Annotated in this window: 17 protein-coding genes; 3 read left to right on the top strand and 14 right to left on the bottom strand. The window is 56.5% G+C overall.

Features of this window, described 5'->3' with window-relative positions; genetic code table 11:
• The 8 genes from ispF to cysG all read right to left on the bottom strand — a co-directional run bounded on the left by ispF (position 1) and on the right by cysG (position 6,809).
• Positions 1 to 474 carry a 2-C-methyl-D-erythritol 2,4-cyclodiphosphate synthase gene (gene ispF, locus SPL01S_RS08195; RefSeq protein ID WP_004950274.1) on the bottom strand — a complete coding sequence of 158 codons (474 nt, stop codon included), beginning with the start codon at positions 472 to 474 and terminating at the stop codon, positions 1 to 3.
• Between the two features lie 10 nt (positions 475 to 484).
• On the bottom strand, positions 485 to 1,192 hold the full coding sequence (ispD, locus tag SPL01S_RS08190; RefSeq protein ID WP_062869663.1) for a 2-C-methyl-D-erythritol 4-phosphate cytidylyltransferase: 708 nt from the start codon (positions 1,190 to 1,192) through the stop codon (positions 485 to 487).
• A gap of 3 nt (positions 1,193 to 1,195) precedes the next feature.
• Positions 1,196 to 1,516 (bottom strand): cell division protein FtsB, encoded by a 321-nt coding sequence (gene ftsB, locus SPL01S_RS08185; RefSeq protein ID WP_004950270.1) that lies wholly within the window; start codon positions 1,514 to 1,516, stop codon positions 1,196 to 1,198.
• Positions 1,517 to 1,969: 453 nt separating this feature from the next.
• The gene (locus tag SPL01S_RS08180) at positions 1,970 to 2,287 is read right to left on the bottom strand and encodes a DUF3561 family protein (protein ID WP_063198772.1); all 318 of its coding nucleotides are present in this window, start codon (positions 2,285 to 2,287) and stop codon (positions 1,970 to 1,972) included.
• 85 nt (positions 2,288 to 2,372) lie between these two features.
• Positions 2,373 to 3,002, bottom strand: a complete 630-nt coding sequence (gene cysC, locus SPL01S_RS08175) for an adenylyl-sulfate kinase (RefSeq protein ID WP_041415890.1) — start codon at positions 3,000 to 3,002, stop codon at positions 2,373 to 2,375.
• Position 3,003: 1 nt separating this feature from the next.
• Positions 3,004 to 4,449 (bottom strand): sulfate adenylyltransferase subunit CysN, encoded by a 1,446-nt coding sequence (cysN, locus tag SPL01S_RS08170; RefSeq protein WP_062869661.1) that lies wholly within the window; start codon positions 4,447 to 4,449, stop codon positions 3,004 to 3,006.
• Between the two features lie 11 nt (positions 4,450 to 4,460).
• Complete coding sequence (cysD, locus tag SPL01S_RS08165; protein ID WP_004950261.1) at positions 4,461 to 5,369, bottom strand: sulfate adenylyltransferase subunit CysD; 909 nt, start codon at positions 5,367 to 5,369, stop codon at positions 4,461 to 4,463.
• Between the two features lie 9 nt (positions 5,370 to 5,378).
• Positions 5,379 to 6,809, bottom strand: coding sequence for a siroheme synthase CysG (gene cysG / locus SPL01S_RS08160; protein ID WP_063198769.1), 1,431 nt, complete (start codon positions 6,807 to 6,809; stop codon positions 5,379 to 5,381).
• 260 nt (positions 6,810 to 7,069) lie between these two features.
• On the opposite strand from cysG, the gene SPL01S_RS08155 reads away from it, so the two are divergent.
• Positions 7,070 to 8,140, top strand: a complete 1,071-nt coding sequence (locus SPL01S_RS08155) for an aminopeptidase (protein ID WP_063198820.1) — start codon at positions 7,070 to 7,072, stop codon at positions 8,138 to 8,140.
• 62 nt (positions 8,141 to 8,202) lie between these two features.
• On the opposite strand, the gene SPL01S_RS08150 is transcribed toward SPL01S_RS08155, so the two are convergent.
• From SPL01S_RS08150 to cysJ, 3 genes are all read right to left on the bottom strand, one after another.
• Complete coding sequence (locus SPL01S_RS08150) at positions 8,203 to 8,937, bottom strand: phosphoadenylyl-sulfate reductase (protein ID WP_063198767.1); 735 nt, start codon at positions 8,935 to 8,937, stop codon at positions 8,203 to 8,205.
• A 69-nt stretch (positions 8,938 to 9,006) separates the two neighbouring features.
• Positions 9,007 to 10,722, bottom strand: coding sequence for an assimilatory sulfite reductase (NADPH) hemoprotein subunit (gene cysI / locus SPL01S_RS08145; RefSeq protein WP_013811531.1), 1,716 nt, complete (start codon positions 10,720 to 10,722; stop codon positions 9,007 to 9,009).
• Positions 10,722 to 12,521: an NADPH-dependent assimilatory sulfite reductase flavoprotein subunit gene (gene cysJ, locus SPL01S_RS08140; RefSeq protein WP_063198764.1), complete on the bottom strand. Its 1,800-nt coding sequence runs from the start codon at positions 12,519 to 12,521 to the stop codon at positions 10,722 to 10,724. The genes cysI and cysJ overlap by 1 nt, the downstream gene beginning before the upstream one ends.
• A gap of 559 nt (positions 12,522 to 13,080) precedes the next feature.
• Here cysJ and queD point away from each other — a divergent pair.
• Positions 13,081 to 13,440: a 6-carboxytetrahydropterin synthase QueD gene (gene queD, locus SPL01S_RS08135; protein ID WP_004950240.1), complete on the top strand. Its 360-nt coding sequence runs from the start codon at positions 13,081 to 13,083 to the stop codon at positions 13,438 to 13,440.
• 42 nt (positions 13,441 to 13,482) lie between these two features.
• On the opposite strand, the gene SPL01S_RS08130 is transcribed toward queD, so the two are convergent.
• The 3 genes from SPL01S_RS08130 to queE form a co-directional block, all read right to left on the bottom strand.
• Positions 13,483 to 13,674 (bottom strand): hypothetical protein, encoded by a 192-nt coding sequence (locus SPL01S_RS08130; RefSeq protein ID WP_147424925.1) that lies wholly within the window; start codon positions 13,672 to 13,674, stop codon positions 13,483 to 13,485.
• Between the two features lie 95 nt (positions 13,675 to 13,769).
• Positions 13,770 to 14,177, bottom strand: coding sequence for a hypothetical protein (locus SPL01S_RS08125; RefSeq protein ID WP_063198759.1), 408 nt, complete (start codon positions 14,175 to 14,177; stop codon positions 13,770 to 13,772).
• Positions 14,178 to 14,198: 21 nt separating this feature from the next.
• Positions 14,199 to 14,870, bottom strand: coding sequence for a 7-carboxy-7-deazaguanine synthase QueE (gene queE, locus SPL01S_RS08120; RefSeq protein ID WP_063198756.1), 672 nt, complete (start codon positions 14,868 to 14,870; stop codon positions 14,199 to 14,201).
• A gap of 323 nt (positions 14,871 to 15,193) precedes the next feature.
• Here queE and SPL01S_RS08115 point away from each other — a divergent pair, with 323 nt between their 5' ends.
• Entirely contained in the window at positions 15,194 to 16,531 is a 1,338-nt protein-coding gene (locus SPL01S_RS08115) for an MFS transporter (RefSeq protein ID WP_063198753.1), read from the top strand.
• Positions 16,532 to 16,871 lie beyond the last annotated feature (340 nt).

Below are 16,871 nucleotides of genomic sequence, written 5' to 3'. Positions count from 1 at the left end.
TTATTCCTTGATCAACAAGGCAACCGCTTCGCAGGCAATGCCCTCGCCACGCCCGGTAAAACCAAGCTGTTCGGTGGTTGTGGCTTTCACGTTAACGTCGTCCATATGGCACTGCAGGTCTTCCGCCAGGAAAATGCGCATCTGCGGAATATGCGGCGCCATTTTGGGCGCCTGGGCAATAATAGTGATATCCAGGTTCCCCAGACGATAACCTTTGGCGCGGATGCGTTTCCAGGCTTCACGCAGCAGCTCGCGGCTGTCGGCGCCTTTGAAGGCCGGATCGGTGTCCGGAAACAGTTTACCGATATCCCCAAGCGCCGCCGCCCCCAGCAGGGCATCCGTCGCCGCATGCAGGGCTACGTCACCGTCCGAATGGGCCAGCAAACCTTTTTCATAAGGGATGCGAACACCACCGATCACCAGCGGCCCTTCGCCACCAAATTTATGTACGTCAAAACCGTGACCGATACGCATGATGCGCTCCTTAATCGTCTAACTGGGTTAAATAGAACGCCGCCAGTGCCAAATCCTCCGGCCGCGTCACTTTAATATTGTCCGAGCGCCCAGCAATCAGCAGCGGGTGATAACCGCAATGCTCCAGCGCAGAGGCTTCATCGGTGACCGTCGCCCCGTCGTCCAGCGCGCGCTGCAAACAAAGCTTGAGCAATTGCAGCGGGAAGAGTTGCGGCGTAAGCGCATGCCACAGGTCCTGACGTTCAACGGTATGGGAGATAGCTGCGTGGCCGGGCTCCGCACGCTTCATGGTGTCGCGCACCATTGCCGCCAGAATGCCGCCAACGTTGCTGTGTTCGGTGATCGCCAGCAGACGATCGAGATCTTCTGCATGCAAGCAGGGGCGTGCGGCGTCATGCACCAGCACCCAATCGGCCTCGCCCGCCAGTTGCAACCCGGCCATTACCGAATCGGCGCGCTGCCGGCCGCCAACGGTCACCCGTACTCGAGGATCCTGGGCAATAGGTAACTGGCAAAACTGCCGATCCTCAGGACCGATCGCCACAATCACCTGCGGAATGCGCGGATGACGCAGCAGCGCGTGGATCGCATGTTCGAGAATGGTTTGCTTACCGATGGTCAAATACTGTTTCGGGCAATCCGCCTGCATGCGGCTGCCGATACCGGCAGCGGGCAGGACGGCAATCACCGAGGGAAAGGTGCCTGCAGAGTGATTCATTCGTTACTTTTGTACGTTATTTTGCGAGGAGGACGCCGCGTTGCGTCTTGATTGATCAGGAACCAGACGATAGAAGGTTTCACCGGGCTTAATCATGCTCAGTTCATTGCGCGCACGCTCTTCGATCGCTTCCTGACCACCGTTCAAATCGTCGATTTCGGCAAACAACTGATCGTTACGCGCTTTCAATTTAGCATTGCTGCCCTGTTGGAGCGCAACATCTTCATTGACCCGCACGTAATCGTGAACACCATTTTTACCCAGCCACAGTGAATACTGTAACCATCCGAGCAATGCCAGCAATAGCAGCGTAAGTTTTCCCATCTCCGCCCCCTGAAAAACCGACCAATCATCCCACAACTTTTCGTTGGACTCCACACTGAGAGCGGCATTCACCGCCAAATTCAGAGTAAGGATGAGAATTTACTGAGTTTATAACCTAAATTCGCGCTGAAAGCGGTAAAAAAAGCCCATTTCATCTCAGAAAAAACCTATCGACCGCACGGTTTTTTCTCCTGTTATGCTTTTGGAGGTGATGCAGCAAGAAAAATGGGGTGGCAGTTTTACTCTGTTTGCGCCGGTGGCAATGCCGGAAAACAGCATTTTAGCGCCGATGGGGCTAAATTCACCGTTCGGGGCGTGATTAAGAGGAAAGGTTGCCGCAGCAGATGTTCACCCACCCGCCCCAACCGCGCATTCAGGCGTGTTAAGCAAAGTTTTGTAACCTTCAGCACCGCTTTGCAATGCTTCGGGCACGCTGGTTTGGCGCCCGGCAGCTCACCAGCCGGTCAGGAAACTGAATACCAGCCAGAACAGGCACAGCACGATCACGCCGGTCAGTAGCAACGTCAGCAGCAGCCTGTCGCGCAGCAACATGCTGAGCGTGATGCCAATCAGCACCGAAGCCGGCATCAGAGCCAGGAAGAACGGCCAGGTGTAGAGCAGAAAGAACAGGGTGTTGGAACCGTAAACCAGAAACGGCACAGCGAACGCCAGCCAGTAGAAAATAAAGCCGCAGACGCCGCCCAGGAAAGAATACGAGGGTTCCTCTTTTTCAAGCGTAGAGTCGATCAAGACAGGCGAGACATTTTGCATAGTAATCCCTGGTTATTCGGCGCGCTCTGCGGCGGGCTTAGCGTAAAAAGCGTATGGCGCAAAAACGCCACACGCTTTTTTGAATTCAGGGTTTGATAATAGCCCGACCACGCAACACGTCTAACAATTGCGCAATCAAATTTGTTACCAATTGTTGGCCATCAAGGTGAATATCAGGCTGCTGCGGCGCCTCGTAAACCGAGTCGATCCCGGTGAAATTACGCAGCTCGCCGGCACGTGCTTTTTTGTACAATCCCTTAGGATCGCGCGCTTCGCAAATCGCCAACGGGGTATCGACAAACACCTCGATAAAACGATCGCTATCGAGCAGTTCACGCACCATTTGCCGTTCGGCGCGATGCGGTGAAATAAACGCGGTCAGCACCACCAACCCGGCATCCACCATCAGCTTCGCCACCTCGCCCACGCGGCGAATATTCTCACGCCGATCGTCATCGGAGAAACCCAGATCGCGGCACAAGCCGTGACGCACGTTATCGCCGTCCAACAGATAGGTGCTGACGCCAAGCGCATGCAGAGCCTGTTCCAGCGCGCCGGCAACGGTAGATTTTCCCGAGCCGGACAGCCCGGTAAACCACAGCACCACACCCTTATGGCCGTTGCGGGCTTCGCGATCCGCACGCGCTACCGCATGCGGATGCCAGACCACGTTGTCATCATCCGGCCCGGTGGGCCGTTGTTGATCCTCGGTCACGTTATTTGCCCCCAAGCAGGTCGCGCGCACCCCAATGCGGGAAGTGCTTGCGTACCAGGGCGTTCAGTTCCAGCTCGAACGCGCTATGGTCCCCCGCCAGCGCCTGCGCACCTTGCAAGGTTTCGCGGATCAAGCCGGCGCCGACCGTAACGTTGCTCAAACGATCGATAAAGATCAGCCCGCCGGTATCATGGTTGCGCTGATAGCTGTCCAGCACCAGCGGCTCGTCAAAGGTCAGTTCCACCAAACCGATGCCGTTCAACGGCAGGGTATCCGCCTGATGCTGCGCCAGCGAGTTGATTTCTACCTGGTGGCGAATGCCTTCCACACGCGCTCGGGTCTTTTTGCCCGCGACTTTGATGTCATAGCTCTGGCCCGGCAGCAGCGGCTTCTCAGCCATCCACACCACGTCGACCAACGCGCTTTGCGCCGCCTGCAGGGTTTCCCCGGCATCGACCAGCAGATCGCCGCGGCTGATGTCCACTTCATCTTTCAGCACCAGCGTAATGGCTTCACCCGGCACCGCCTCCTGCAAGTCGCCATCAAAGGTGACGATGCGCGCTACGGTGGATTCCACGCCGGAAGGCAGTACCTTCACACGTTGGCCCACACGCACCACACCGGCCGACAGCGTGCCCGCGTAGCCGCGGAAATCCAGATTCGGTCGGTTGACGTATTGCACCGGGAAGCGTAGCGGCTGCGCTTCCCGCTCGCTGATCACATCCACGGTTTCCAATACCTGCAGCAGCGTAGGGCCGCTGTACCAAGGCATATGCACGCTTTCGGTCGCGACGTTGTCGCCGTCGAGTGCCGACAGTGGCACAAATTTGATGTCCAGATCGTTCGGCAACTGCTGCGCAAAGGTCAGATAGTCCTGCTTGAACTGCTCGAACACCGACTCTTTATAGTCCACCAGATCCATTTTGTTAACCGCCACCACCAGGTGACGAATCCCCAGCAGTGTAGCGATAAAGCTGTGTCTGCGGGTTTGATCCAACACCCCTTTGCGGGCGTCGATCAGCAGGATCGCCAGATCGCAGGTCGAAGCGCCGGTCGCCATATTGCGGGTGTACTGCTCATGTCCCGGGGTATCGGCGATGATAAATTTGCGTTTTTCGGTCGAGAAATAGCGATAAGCCACGTCGATGGTGATGCCTTGCTCGCGCTCGGCCTGCAGGCCGTCCACCAGCAGCGCCAGATCGAGTTTCTCACCCTGAGTGCCGATGCGCTTGCTGTCACTGTGCAGCGTTGACAACTGATCTTCGTAGATCTGGCGGGTATCGTGCAGCAAGCGGCCGATCAGGGTGCTTTTACCGTCATCGACGCTGCCGCAGGTCAGGAACCGTAACAGGCTTTTATGTTGCTGCGCGTGCAGATAGGCTTCTACTCCGCCCTGGTCAGCGATTTGCTGGGCAATTGCCTGGTTTTGCGAAACTATAGTCTTCATCCGGCGGCTCCTTAGAAATACCCTTGACGCTTCTTCAGCTCCATCGAGCCGGACTGATCGCGGTCGATCATCCGTCCCTGGCGCTCACTGGTGGTAGATACCAACATCTCTTCGATGATCTCCGGCAGCGTTTCCGCCTCCGATTCCACCGCGCCGGTCAGCGGCCAGCAGCCCAGGGTGCGGAAGCGCACCATACGCTGGCTGATCTCTTCGCCCGGCTGCAGATCGATACGATCGTCGTCCACCATCAGCAACATGCCGTCACGCTCTACCACCGGACGCGGTGCCGCCAAATACAGCGGCACGATGTCGATTTTTTCCAGGAAGATGTATTGCCAGATATCCAGCTCAGTCCAGTTCGACAGCGGGAACACGCGAATGCTCTCGCCCTTGTTGATCTGGCCGTTATAGTTGTGCCACAGCTCCGGGCGCTGGTTTTTCGGATCCCAGCGGTGGAAGCGGTCGCGGAAGGAATAGATGCGCTCTTTGGCGCGCGATTTCTCTTCGTCACGGCGCGCCCCACCAAAGGCGGCGTCGAAGCCGTACTTGTTAAGCGCCTGCTTCAGACCTTCGGTTTTCATGATATCGGTGTGCTTGGCGCTGCCGTGCACGAACGGGTTGATGCCCATCGCCACGCCTTCCGGGTTTTTGTGTATCAGCAGTTCAAAGCCGTATTCTTTCGCGGTGCGATCACGGAATTCGTACATTTCGCGGAATTTCCAGCCGGTATCCACATGCAGCAGCGGGAAAGGCAACGTGCCTGGGTAGAACGCCTTACGCGCCAGGTGCAGCATCACGGAAGAGTCTTTGCCGATGGAATAGAGCATCACCGGGTTGCCGAATTCAGCGGCGACTTCACGGATGATATGGATACTCTCCGCCTCCAATTGCCGCAAATGAGTGAGTCGTTTTTCGTCCATAACAGATCCTTAAGCCAAATTCACGACGGCTGGGCGTGATACCCCTTCCGTCTGCGGTTGATGCCCAAACCAGGCGATTTGATGATGCAGTTCCACCACTTCGCCGATCACCAGCAGCGCCGGTAACGGTGCCTGTTGAGCCAATTGTTCGAGTTGTTGCAAGGTACCGATCTGCACCTGTTGGTCCGCACGCGTGCCGCGGCTGATCACCGCGACCGGCGTGCTGGCCTCGCGGCCGTGGGCAATCAGACGCTGGCTGATATCCGCCGCCTTCATGGTGCCCATGTAGATAGCCAGAGTCTGTCGCGCACGCGCCAGATCGGCCCAATCCAGCCCGTCGCCGTCTGGACGACAGTGGCCGGTAATAAAGGTCACGCTCTGCGCGTGGTCACGGTGCGTCAGCGGAATGCCGGCATAAGCCGTCGCCCCGGCCGCTGCAGTTACGCCTGGCACAACCTGGAATGGAATGCCTGCGGCTGCAGCCACTTGCAGCTCTTCGCCACCGCGGCCAAAGATAAAGGGATCTCCCCCCTTCAACCGCACCACGCGTTTGCCCTGTTGCGCCAGCTCCACCAGCAGACGGTTGGTTTCTTCCTGAATCACCGAGTGTGCGCCGGCACGTTTGCCCACGCAGATGCGTTCGGCGTCGCGACGCACCAAATCCAGGATTTCATCGCTAACCAAATGGTCATACAGCACCACATCGGCCTGCTGCATCACCTGCAGCCCGCGCAGGGTCAGCAACCCCACGTCGCCGGGGCCTGCGCCCACCAGCGCAATTTCACCCTGGGTGCCTTCGCGCGCCAGTGCAAACTGCTGCAAATCCTGCTCCAACTGCTGCTCCGCCTGCGCCTGCTGGCCATTGGCCACCAGCGTGGAGAAGCGACCGCCGAAGGTTTTCTCCCAAAAGCGACGACGTTCGCCGATCGAACTCAGCCGTTGCTTCACCTGGCCGCGCCAGCGCCCGGCCACCTCCGCCATCTGCCCCAGACTGGCAGGCAGCAGCGCTTCGAGCTTTTCGCGCAGCATGCGCGCCAATACCGGCGCCTGGCCGCTGGAAGAAACGGCCACCACCAAGGGTGAGCGATCGATAATCGACGGGAAAATAAACGAACAGCGCGGCTGATCGTCGACCACATTAGCCAGCACCCGGCGTTTATCCGCCTCGCTAAACACCTGGGCATTCAGCACGCTGTCGTCGGTTGCGGCAATCACCAGGAAAACGTCATCCAGCTGTTGCGCGGCGAAAGCCTGCCCCAGCCAGCGGATATGCCCCTGCTGACGCTGATGTTCAAGTTCCGGTGAGAGCGACTGCGCAACTATCCGTATTTCAGCCCCGGCGCGCAGGAGAAGATCAACTTTGCGCGCAGCCACTTCGCCGCCGCCAACGACCAACACCGGGCGTTGTTTCAGGTCGGCAAATATAGGTAGATAGTCCACAACAGCCTTTTCGTAATGCGGGAAGATAGTGTGACTATACGGGCTGAGATTTAGCCTCTGAAATGACGAAAAGGAATTAATAGTTCCTTTATGGAATATAGGCCGCATTGCATGGCTCAGGCGGTGATAAGCAGGGTGAAAGTTTGCGCGCCGGCACCAAAATTAGGAGCCGAAGAAATTGTGTAATGCCGCGCGTCGTCTCATACTGGACACCGCAAAAAATCATCGGTATCGCCGATATCAAAGAAGGATTTTTCGGTATGTTCTCCCGCGTTTACCTGAAGACCGGCCTGCTGGCAGCAGCGCTCAGCGGCGTTTTCAGCGTTTCGGCCGCTCTCCCGGCAGTGAAAGAAGCCCCCATGGGCAAATTCGCCGCCGACCAGATTCGCCATATCGCCACCTATTTCCCCGGCCGCATGGCGGGCAGCCCGGCAGAATTGCTCACGGCAGACTACCTCAAACAACAATTCGGCAAGATGGGCTATCAGAGCGATATCCGCAGCTTCAACACCCGCTATCTCTACACCAGCAAAGACGGTAAAAAGAACTGGAATAACGTCACCGCCAGCTCGGTGATCGCCGCCAAAAATGGCAGCAGTCCGCAGCAGATCCTGATCGTGGCGCATTTTGATACTTACACCCCGCAAAGCGATACCGATCTGGACAATAACCTTGGCGGGTTGACGCTGCAGGGCGTCGATGACAACGCCTCAGGCGTCGGCGTAATGCTGGAGTTGGCGGAACGCCTGAAGAACATCCCCACCGCTTACGGCCTGCGCTTTGTTGCCACCAGCGCCGAGGAGATCGGTTCGCTGGGCGCACAGAACTACCTGCAGCGCATGAGCGCGGAAGAAAAACGCAACACCGTACTGGTGATTAACCTCGACAGCCTGGTAACCGGCGATCGTCTGTACTTCAACGCCGGTCGCAATACGCCGCCGAAGATGGCTAAGCGGAGCCGCGATCGCGCCCTGGATATCGCCCACCGTTACGGCATCGCCGCCGCCATTAACCCTGGCAGCAAACAACGGCCGAAAGGTACCGGTTGTTGTTCCGATCAAGAGGTGTTTGATAACGCAGGTATGCCGGTGCTTTCGGTCGAAGCCACCAACTGGTCTCTGGGTGATAAAGACGGCTACCAGCAACGCGCCGTCAGCCCCCATTTCCCGCAAGGCATGACCTGGCATCGCCCGCAGTACGACAACCTGCAGTACCTGGAACGTTATCTGCCGGGCAGGATCGACAAGCGCAGCCGCGAGAGCGTGCAGATCCTGCTGCCGCTAATCAAGGAGCTGGCGCAGGCACATCCGGTTAAAGCGCAGAAAAAGTAATGTCCAACTGAAATAACAAGGCCCGACAAATGTTGCCGGGCCTTGAGCGGGTAACTGCAAACTTAGCCTTCGTGCAGGCCGCACTCACGCTTGAGGCCGAAGAAGCGGGTTTCTTCTTCGCTCATGCCCGGCTCCCATTTTTGCGTGGTATGGGTATCCCCGACCGACAGATAGCCTTGCTCCCATAACGGGTGATAACTCAGGCCGTGGTCGGTGAGGCACTGATAAATCTTGCGGTTATCCCAATCGATAATCGGCAGGATTTTGAATACGCCACGCTGCACCGCCAGCACAGGCAAGTTGGCGCGGCTGCCGGATTGCTCACGGCGCAGGCCGGCGAACCAGGTCTGCCCGCCCAGAGTCTCCAGTGCGCGATTCATCGGTTCAACCTTGTTGATCTGGTTGTATTTCTCGATACCTTCTACGCCCTGTTCCCACAGTTTGCCATAGCGCGCCTCCTGCCAGGCAGGCGACTGCTCGGCACGGAACACCTGCAGATTCAGCTTCAGCTTGTCGACCAGTTGATCGATAAACTGATAGGTTTCAGGGAACAGATAGCCGGTGTCGGTGAGGATCACCGGGATATCCGGCTTGATCCGGGTGACCAGATGCAGACACACCGCCGCCTGAATGCCAAAGCTTGAAGAAAGCACAAACTCGCCGGGCAGATGTTCCAATGCCCATTCCACGCGTTGCTCGGCGGAAAGGGTTTCCAGTTGGCCGTTGACGGCCCCCAGCTTCAACGCCTGTCCGGACTTGGGCAACGCATTCAGCGCCGCCAGATCGAATTCAGCCATATTGCCTGCCTCCTGATTCTTGAACTCTACCGCGCTCACTTGGCCCCTCCAAAGAGGGGCCAAACGGCGTCAGTCCCAGAAATCCTGCGCCGGATCCACAACCGGTCTGACAATGCCCGCGCGGATGGTGAAATCGCCAAAACCTTCGCCCACAGTGCGCTCTTTCGCCCAGCGGCCAACCAGTTGGTCGATCTCCTTGAGAATTTCTTCTTCGTTAATATTTTCACGGTACATGCGTGGAATGCGCGTGCCTTCACGGTTACCGCCCAAATGCAGGTTATAGCGACCTACCGCCTTGCCCACCAGGCCCAGTTCCGCCAGCAACGCACGGCCGCAGCCGTTCGGGCAGCCGGTGATACGCAACACGATGTGCTCATCACCCACGCCATGCTGGTGCATGATCCCTTCCACCTTGGTGACGAACTCCGGCAGGAAGCGCTCGGCCTCCGCCATCGCCAGCGGGCAGGTAGGATAAGACACGCAGGCCATCGAGTTTTTACGCTGCTCGCTGATCCCGTCGTCGATCAGACCATGATCGCGCGCCAGGGCTTCGATCTTCGCCTTCTCGCTTTCCGGCACGCCGGCGACGATCAGGTTCTGATTGGCAGTCAGGCGGAAATCCCCCTTGTGGATCCGGGCGATCTCGGCAACGCCGGTTTTCAACGGGCGCCCCGGATAATCCAGCAGGCGGCCGTTTTCAATAAACAGCGTCAGGTGCCATTGATTATCAATGCCTTTTACCCAACCGATACGATCGCCGCGCCCGGTGAATTCGTACGGGCGGATCGGTTCAAAGGTAATGCCGGCGCGTTTTTCCACTTCGGCGCGGAAGGTATCCACACCGACGCGTTCCAGCGTGTATTTGGTTTTGGCATTCTTGCGATCGGTACGATTACCCCAGTCGCGCTGGGTGGTCACCACCGCTTCGGCTACCGCCAGCGTGTGTTCCAGCGGAATGTAACCGAACTCGCTGGCCTGGCGCGCATAGGTCTTTTTGTTGCCGTGTTCAATCGACAAGCCGCCACCCACCAGCAGGTTAAAGCCCACCAGCTTGCCGTTCTTGGCGATCGCCACAAAGTTCATGTCATTGGCGTGCAGATCGACGTCATTCTGCGGCGGGATCACCACCGTAGTTTTAAATTTACGCGGCAGATAGGTGGCGCCGAGGATCGGCTCTTCGTCGGTGGTCGCCACTTTTTCCTGATCCAACCACACTTCCGCATAAGCGCGGGTACGCGGCAGCAGATGCTCGGAGATCTTCTTCGCCCATTCGTAGGCTTCCTGATGCAGCTCGGACTCCACCGGGTTCGAGGTGCAGAGCACGTTGCGGTTCACGTCGTTGGCGGTAGCCAGCGCGTCCAACCCCAGACGGTTCAGTAATTGATGCACCGGCTTGACGTTGCCCTTCACAATGCCGTGGAACTGGAAAGTCTGACGGTTGGTAATGCGAATGCTGCCGTACAGCGTGCTTTCCTGCGCGAACTTATCGATGCCCAGCCATTGCTGCGGGGAAATAATGCCCCCCGGAAGACGGCAGCGCAGCATCATCGCATGACGCGGCTCCAGCTTCTGCTCGGCGCGCTCGGCGCGGATATCGCGGTCGTCCTGCTGGTACATGCCGTGGAAACGGATCAGCAAGAAGTTATCGCCGTTGAAACCGCCGGTCAGGCCGTCCTTCAAATCTTCGGCGATAGTGCCGCGCAGGAAGTTGCTTTCTTTCTTCAAACGCTCGGCATCGGCCAGTTTGCCTTCAACCACCAGAGGCCCCGGGTGTTTATCACTCATCAGTAAACATCTCGCTGATAACGGCGCTCAAGGCGCAGCTCACTTAAAAATTCATCCGCCAGCTCGGTATCCATGCCACCGTGCTCGGCCACCAGTTCCAGTAATGTGTTTTCCACGTCTTTCGCCATGCGGTTCGCATCGCCACAGACGTAAATGTGCGCGCCTTCCTGAATCCAGCGCCACACTTCAGCGCCCTGTTCGCGCAGTTTGTCTTGTACGTAAACTTTATGTTGCTGGTCACGCGACCAGGCCAAATCAATGCGGGTCAACAGGCCGTCTTTGACATAGCGCTGCCATTCAACCTGATACAGGAAATCTTCGGTAAAATGCGGATTGCCGAAGAACAACCAGTTCTTGCCGCTCGCACCCTCAACGTCACGCTGTTGCATAAAGGCGCGGAACGGGGCAATGCCGGTGCCGGGACCGATCATGATCACCGGGGTTTCCGGGTTGGCCGGCAGGCGGAAGTTGTCGTTATGCTCAATGAAAACCCGTACGTCGCCGTCCTCTTCCAGGCGATCGGCCAGGAAGCTGGAAGCGCCGCCGGCGCGGGCGCGGCCGTCGATGTCGTAACGTACGACGCCAACGGTGACGTGCACTTCGTTTTCGGTCTCAGCCTGCGAGGAGGCGATGGAATACAGACGCGGCGTCAGCGGGCGCAGCAGGCCAATCAACTGCTCGGCGCTGAGATCCGCCGGGGCCTGGCGCACCATGTCGACGATCGGCGTATTGTGCGCGTAATGCTGCAACGCGGCTTTATCCGCCAACAGGCCAATCAATTTCTCGTCACGCGACAGCGCGGCATATTTATCGACAATCGGCGTGGTGTTTTGCGTCAGCTCGAAGTGGCTGCGCAACGCTTCAGCCAGCGGCAGGGTCTTGCCCTCCACTTCCACTGGCTCATCACCCTTCAGCCACAGCAACTGAACCAGTTCGTCCACCAATGCAGGATCGTTATCGAACCATACGCCCAGTGCATCGCCCGGTTTGTAGCGCAGGCCGGAATCGCCGAGATCGATCTCGATGTGCCGCACGTCTTTATCGGAGCCGCGGCCGGTAATTTTTTGCTTCACTGCCAGTTGTGCAGTCAGCGGCTGTTCTTTGCTGTACGGGCTGCTGTCGAGCAGGTCAACAGCGCCACTGGCCAGCACGCCCGGTGCGGCGTTTTCCGCCGGCGCACGCGCTTTCAGCACCTCCACTACCTGCTTGCGCCAGGCCGTGGCCAGCTCCTGATACTCCACATCGGCGTCAATGCGTTCTACCAGACGCTCGGCACCCAACTCGGCCAGCTTGCCGTCGAAGTCTTTACCGGACTGACAGAAATTCTCGTAGGAAGTGTCCCCCAGCCCGAATACCGCAAATGCGGTCTCGTTGAGTTTGGGGGCTTTCTTCGAGAACAGGAATTTATGCAGCGCAACCGCCTCTTCCGCCGGCTCGCCCTCCCCCTGCGTGGAGGCGACGATCACCAGCAAACGTTCCTGGGCAATCTGCTTGAATTTGTAGTCGCCGGCGTTCACCAGAGTGACGCTCAGCTTGGCGGCCAGCAGATCGTCACGCAGCTGCTCCGCCAGGCGGCGCGCATTGCCGGTCTGGGAAGCAGAAATTATCGTAATGCTGGCGGCAGCGGATGCAGCCGGCGCAACGGCTACGGCTCCAGGTTGTTGGTTAACCATTCCCCAGAAATAGCCTGACAGCCACGCCAGTTGCGTCGGTGAATATTCACCAATCGCCGCTTGCAGGCGCGCCAGCTGTTCGGGCGTCAGCGGGAGCAAAGATGTTGGAGGAGCCTGAGTCGTCATCGCAGTACTTATTTCCTTACTTATAGCCTATGAATTTCAAGCTGCAGCCGGGCGGCCAACTCGCTCACTCCAGGCGCTTACTTAGGTAAGTCACTAGGGTGAGCGAGTGCAGGTAACAACGCTGCAGTTTGAAAGGCAACGGGTATGGCACCTATCCAGCCAGGCGCTCGCCAATGTCAGTCGCTGTCTTTTCGTTCAGTCTGGGGTCCTGAAAAGATCAGGTGAGTTTGTAAGGTTACCGAGCACAATAGCAACGATTAAATAAGGGATAGCAATAAATAATAACCAAAATGACTAAGCGGTTTTTCTGGTAAGGGATAACGGTTAAAACGCTAAAGCGCGTTTTTTATCCTTTTGAAAATAAACCGGTTTTTTTGGCGATTTTTGAATGAATCGCATTTACCGCTGATTACCCCATCCGATAGGTGCGGCACGGACCAAACAAAAAAAGTGCTAACGCCGGTTTAACGGCGCGCGGCCAGACTAAAGCAGTATAAATGGCAAGCAGGCGCGCTTTCCGGTACTATGCGGCGGTTTTTGAGTCAATGAGGCCGTAATAATGGCAACCACGCTGTTTAAAGATTTTCAGTTTGAAGCCGCACACCGTTTGCCGCATGTGCCGGAGGGCCATAAATGCGGCCGTCTGCATGGGCATTCGTTTATGGTGCGTCTGGAAGTGACCGGTGAAGTGGATGCACACACCGGATGGGTGATGGATTTCGCCGAGCTTAAAGCCGTGTTCTCCCCGATTTGGGAGCGCCTGGATCACCATTATCTGAACGATATTCCAGGATTGGAAAATCCCACCAGCGAAGTGCTTGCCGCCTGGATCTGGCAACAGCTTAAACCCCAGTTGCCGGAACTGAGTGCGGTCATGGTGAAAGAAACCTGCAGCGCGGGATGCGTCTATAAAGGTTGAAGAAAGGGCGCTGTATAGCGCCCTTCTACAAAATGTACTGGTTCAAACCTTAGCAACGAGTTTTTTGCTAGTCTTCCGGCCAACTTGAACAATTCGACCATTAACCACTTGGTATTCACCCGTCTGCAGTTTCTTCTTCATAATGTCACTGGCTGCGGCGTGAAGTTTGGAACCTAAGTCTAAAGACAGCCGCTCCATGGTCCGAGCATCAGTAACTTTCTGTAGTGACGACATATCCTCTCCCTCCTTCACCCAGGTTGCCATAGCATTTCATATTAGGCAGCGCGATTAATGGCTTCGTTCGTTTATACCCTAACCCTAAGAAACCATTATAAATATTGACGAGATCCACATCTCTCATGCTCTCTGTCTACTGCTGCCGTGAATATATAAGCGCCTGCATTTGATACATAGTCATGCTCAATAATTGACCTGGCAACATTAAGCAGTACCTTACCTGCCGATAGTCCGGGTAAACTAACATGGTTATAACCGCCCCATGCTTCGACGGTTTCAACCCGATCAAATGCCACTGCCCACATTCCCGTATCAGGGAAGCGGAAATCAGGTATATCCGCGTTGATGCGAATACCTTTATTTATCAACTGTTGATCGCTGTAAATCACCTCAAAACCCACCGCATAGACCCTACCGGAAACAACAAACATTCTGGTAATAAATCCCGGTCCATAACTGTCATTAAAAGGCTCTTCCCAAGCAATTTGTCTGTTCAACATCAACCGTCCTTGGTTAACTTTTTATTCAATATTCAAATACTTATGCGTCTGCATCGACAAGCGCCAGTTGCGCGCAATGCAGGTTTCAATGCACAGGCGAGTCGCCTCTTCCTTTTGACTGATTGGCTGCAACGCGATAATCCGCGGTTTTTCATCGTGCAGCGTCGCCAGCAGCGCATCCAGCGCTTCAATATCACGCTCGCGTCCAACCGGATGCTTCACCTCGTCTGCACGCTGCAAAGCCTGATCCAACACCTTCATGCCGCCGCGCATATTCACCTTGGGGGAAACCGTCACCCAGGTTTTCGCCGAGCACCGGACCTCATGGGTACCGCTGGTTTCAATCTGGCAACCATAGCCGTTGTCTTCCAGCAGTTGGGTCAGCGGAGTCAGATCGTAAATGCACGGCTCGCCGCCGGTGATCACCACGTGACGCGCGGTATAGCCCTGCTGACGGATAACCGCAAGCAGTTGCTCCGCGCTGGCGCTGCCCCAGGCGTCGCTCTCTTCGGTTTTTACCAGGATCCGCTGCATATCCACTTCCCGATTGGCTTCCTTTTCCCAGGTATGTTTGGTATCGCACCAGCTGCATCCTACCGGGCAGCCCTGCAGGCGGATAAAAATGGCCGGAACACCGGTAAAAAAGCCTTCGCCTTGCAAGGTTTGGAACATTTCATTAATCGGGTACTGCATCGGTTTCTCAATCAGGATAGGGAAAAAGCGATTATCTCAGATTACGGCCCGGCAACCAAACCGGCTAAATTGTATTAAATTTTATCTTCTGCCCGCGGTTCAGCCTATCCCACCGCCTATCTGCTTCATTTATTACGTTTATCTACGTCAACGGCCGCATTGGCGATGCATCCTGCGGCGCAAAAACAACATCCAGATAACAAATCGGACAAATATATTTGACATGAATTGCCGCGACGCAGATGTATATACAGGCAAGCACAAGCCGGACATCGGTTCCGGCAGTGCATCCACCAACATCACATCTGCGTTTAGAGGGTGCCATGGCTCATTCCACCGAGTTGAATATTCAGCAAGCCATCGACGACAGCAAATTCTCGCTGTTCCATTGGACTTTGATCATTTTGGGATTTCTGATCCTTGCCATTGATGGCTTTGACACTGCGGCAATGGGCTATATCGCCCCTTCGGTCGCCAAAGATTGGGGAATTGTGAGACAGGATCTCGGCCCGGTACTGAGCGCCGCGCTGCTGGGGCTGTCACTCGGTGCACTGGTGGCCGGACCGATCTCCGATCGCATCGGCCGCAAGCGGGTGCTGGTGTTTTCGTGCCTGTTCTTCGGCCTGTCCAGCCTGGCCACCGCCTATGCCGGTTCGCTCAACAGCCTGACGCTGTGGCGTTTTCTGACCGGGCTGGGCTTGGGTGCGGCGATGCCGAACGCCATCACGCTGATTTCCGAATATGCGCCGCAGCGCTGCCGTTCAATGGCGATTAACACCATGTACTGCGGGTTCCCGCTGGGTGCGGCCGGTGGCGGCGCTATCTCATCGTGGCTGATCCCGGCCTACGGCTGGCACAGCGTGCTGTTGTTGGGGGCGCTTGCCCCGTTGATCCTGACGATATTGTTGATCCTGTTCCTGCCGGAATCGGTGAAATACATGGTGAACCGCGGCAAGGACGCGATGAAAATCAGACGCATAGCCCAGCGTTTTGTCAGCCAGAATATTGATAACGTCACGCGTTTCTATCTGTATGAAGAGAAGCTGGCGCAATCAAAAACCAGCGTCGGCCTGCTGTTTACCCGTCCTTATCTGGCCGGCACGTTGATGCTGTGGCTAACCTACTTCATGGGGCTGGTGATTTATTACGTGCTGCTTAGCTGGATGCCGATCCTGATGCAGGGGTTGGGTTATCAGCTTGAACAGTCGGCCATTCTGACCTCGCTGTTCACCTTCGGCGGCACCCTCGGCATTCTGGCGGCCGGCTGGCTGATGGACCGCTGGAACGCCCATAAGGTGGTATCAAGCGGCTTTGTGGTCACCGCCCTGTTGATTGTGGCGATGGCGACCGAGGACAGCCACATCGTGTTGCTGGGCACCTTTATCTTCCTGATGGGGATCACCATGAACGGCGCGCAGTCGGGCCTGCAAACGTTGGCCGCCACCTTTTACCCCACCCACAGCCGCGCCACCGGTATTGCCTGGATGCAGGGCATCGGCCGCTTTGGCGGCGTGGCGGGCACCATGATGGGCGCGCAACTGCTGGCCATGCACTGGGAAGTGCAAAGCATCCTGATGTTCCTGTGCGTGCCGGCGCTGATCGCCGCCATCGCGACGGTATTCAAAATGACCCGAAGAGCGGCGCTGCAACCGACGGCATAAGGCAACCCCCGCCATGATGGGGCACATGGATGTGTCCAATCCTTTAGGCCGACTGGACGTCGTTCCAGCTTGCTCCCGGCAAATGGGTCGGCGGGCGTTTTGCTGTCGGCGATATGATTTTTTTATCGCCACCGCTAACTTGTAATGGGTATGTAAAATTATTGTGATTTGACGCTCAAAAATGACCCATTTTTAATTCATTTTTGTTGAATAGCTCACTATTCTTCTGCCCCAACCTAATGATCTCAGCCCCACAAACAACATCATATTATTGATAATAAACAAAAATAACTTTCTCTTATGCCATTTACGGCATCCACTGGTCAGTGTTGCATATGCT

Origin of the sequence: Serratia plymuthica NBRC 102599, from assembly GCF_001590925.1 — a bacterium.
Classification (GTDB): Bacteria; Pseudomonadota; Gammaproteobacteria; order Enterobacterales; family Enterobacteriaceae; genus Serratia; species Serratia plymuthica.
This window is presented reverse-complemented; position numbering and strand designations above follow the sequence as displayed.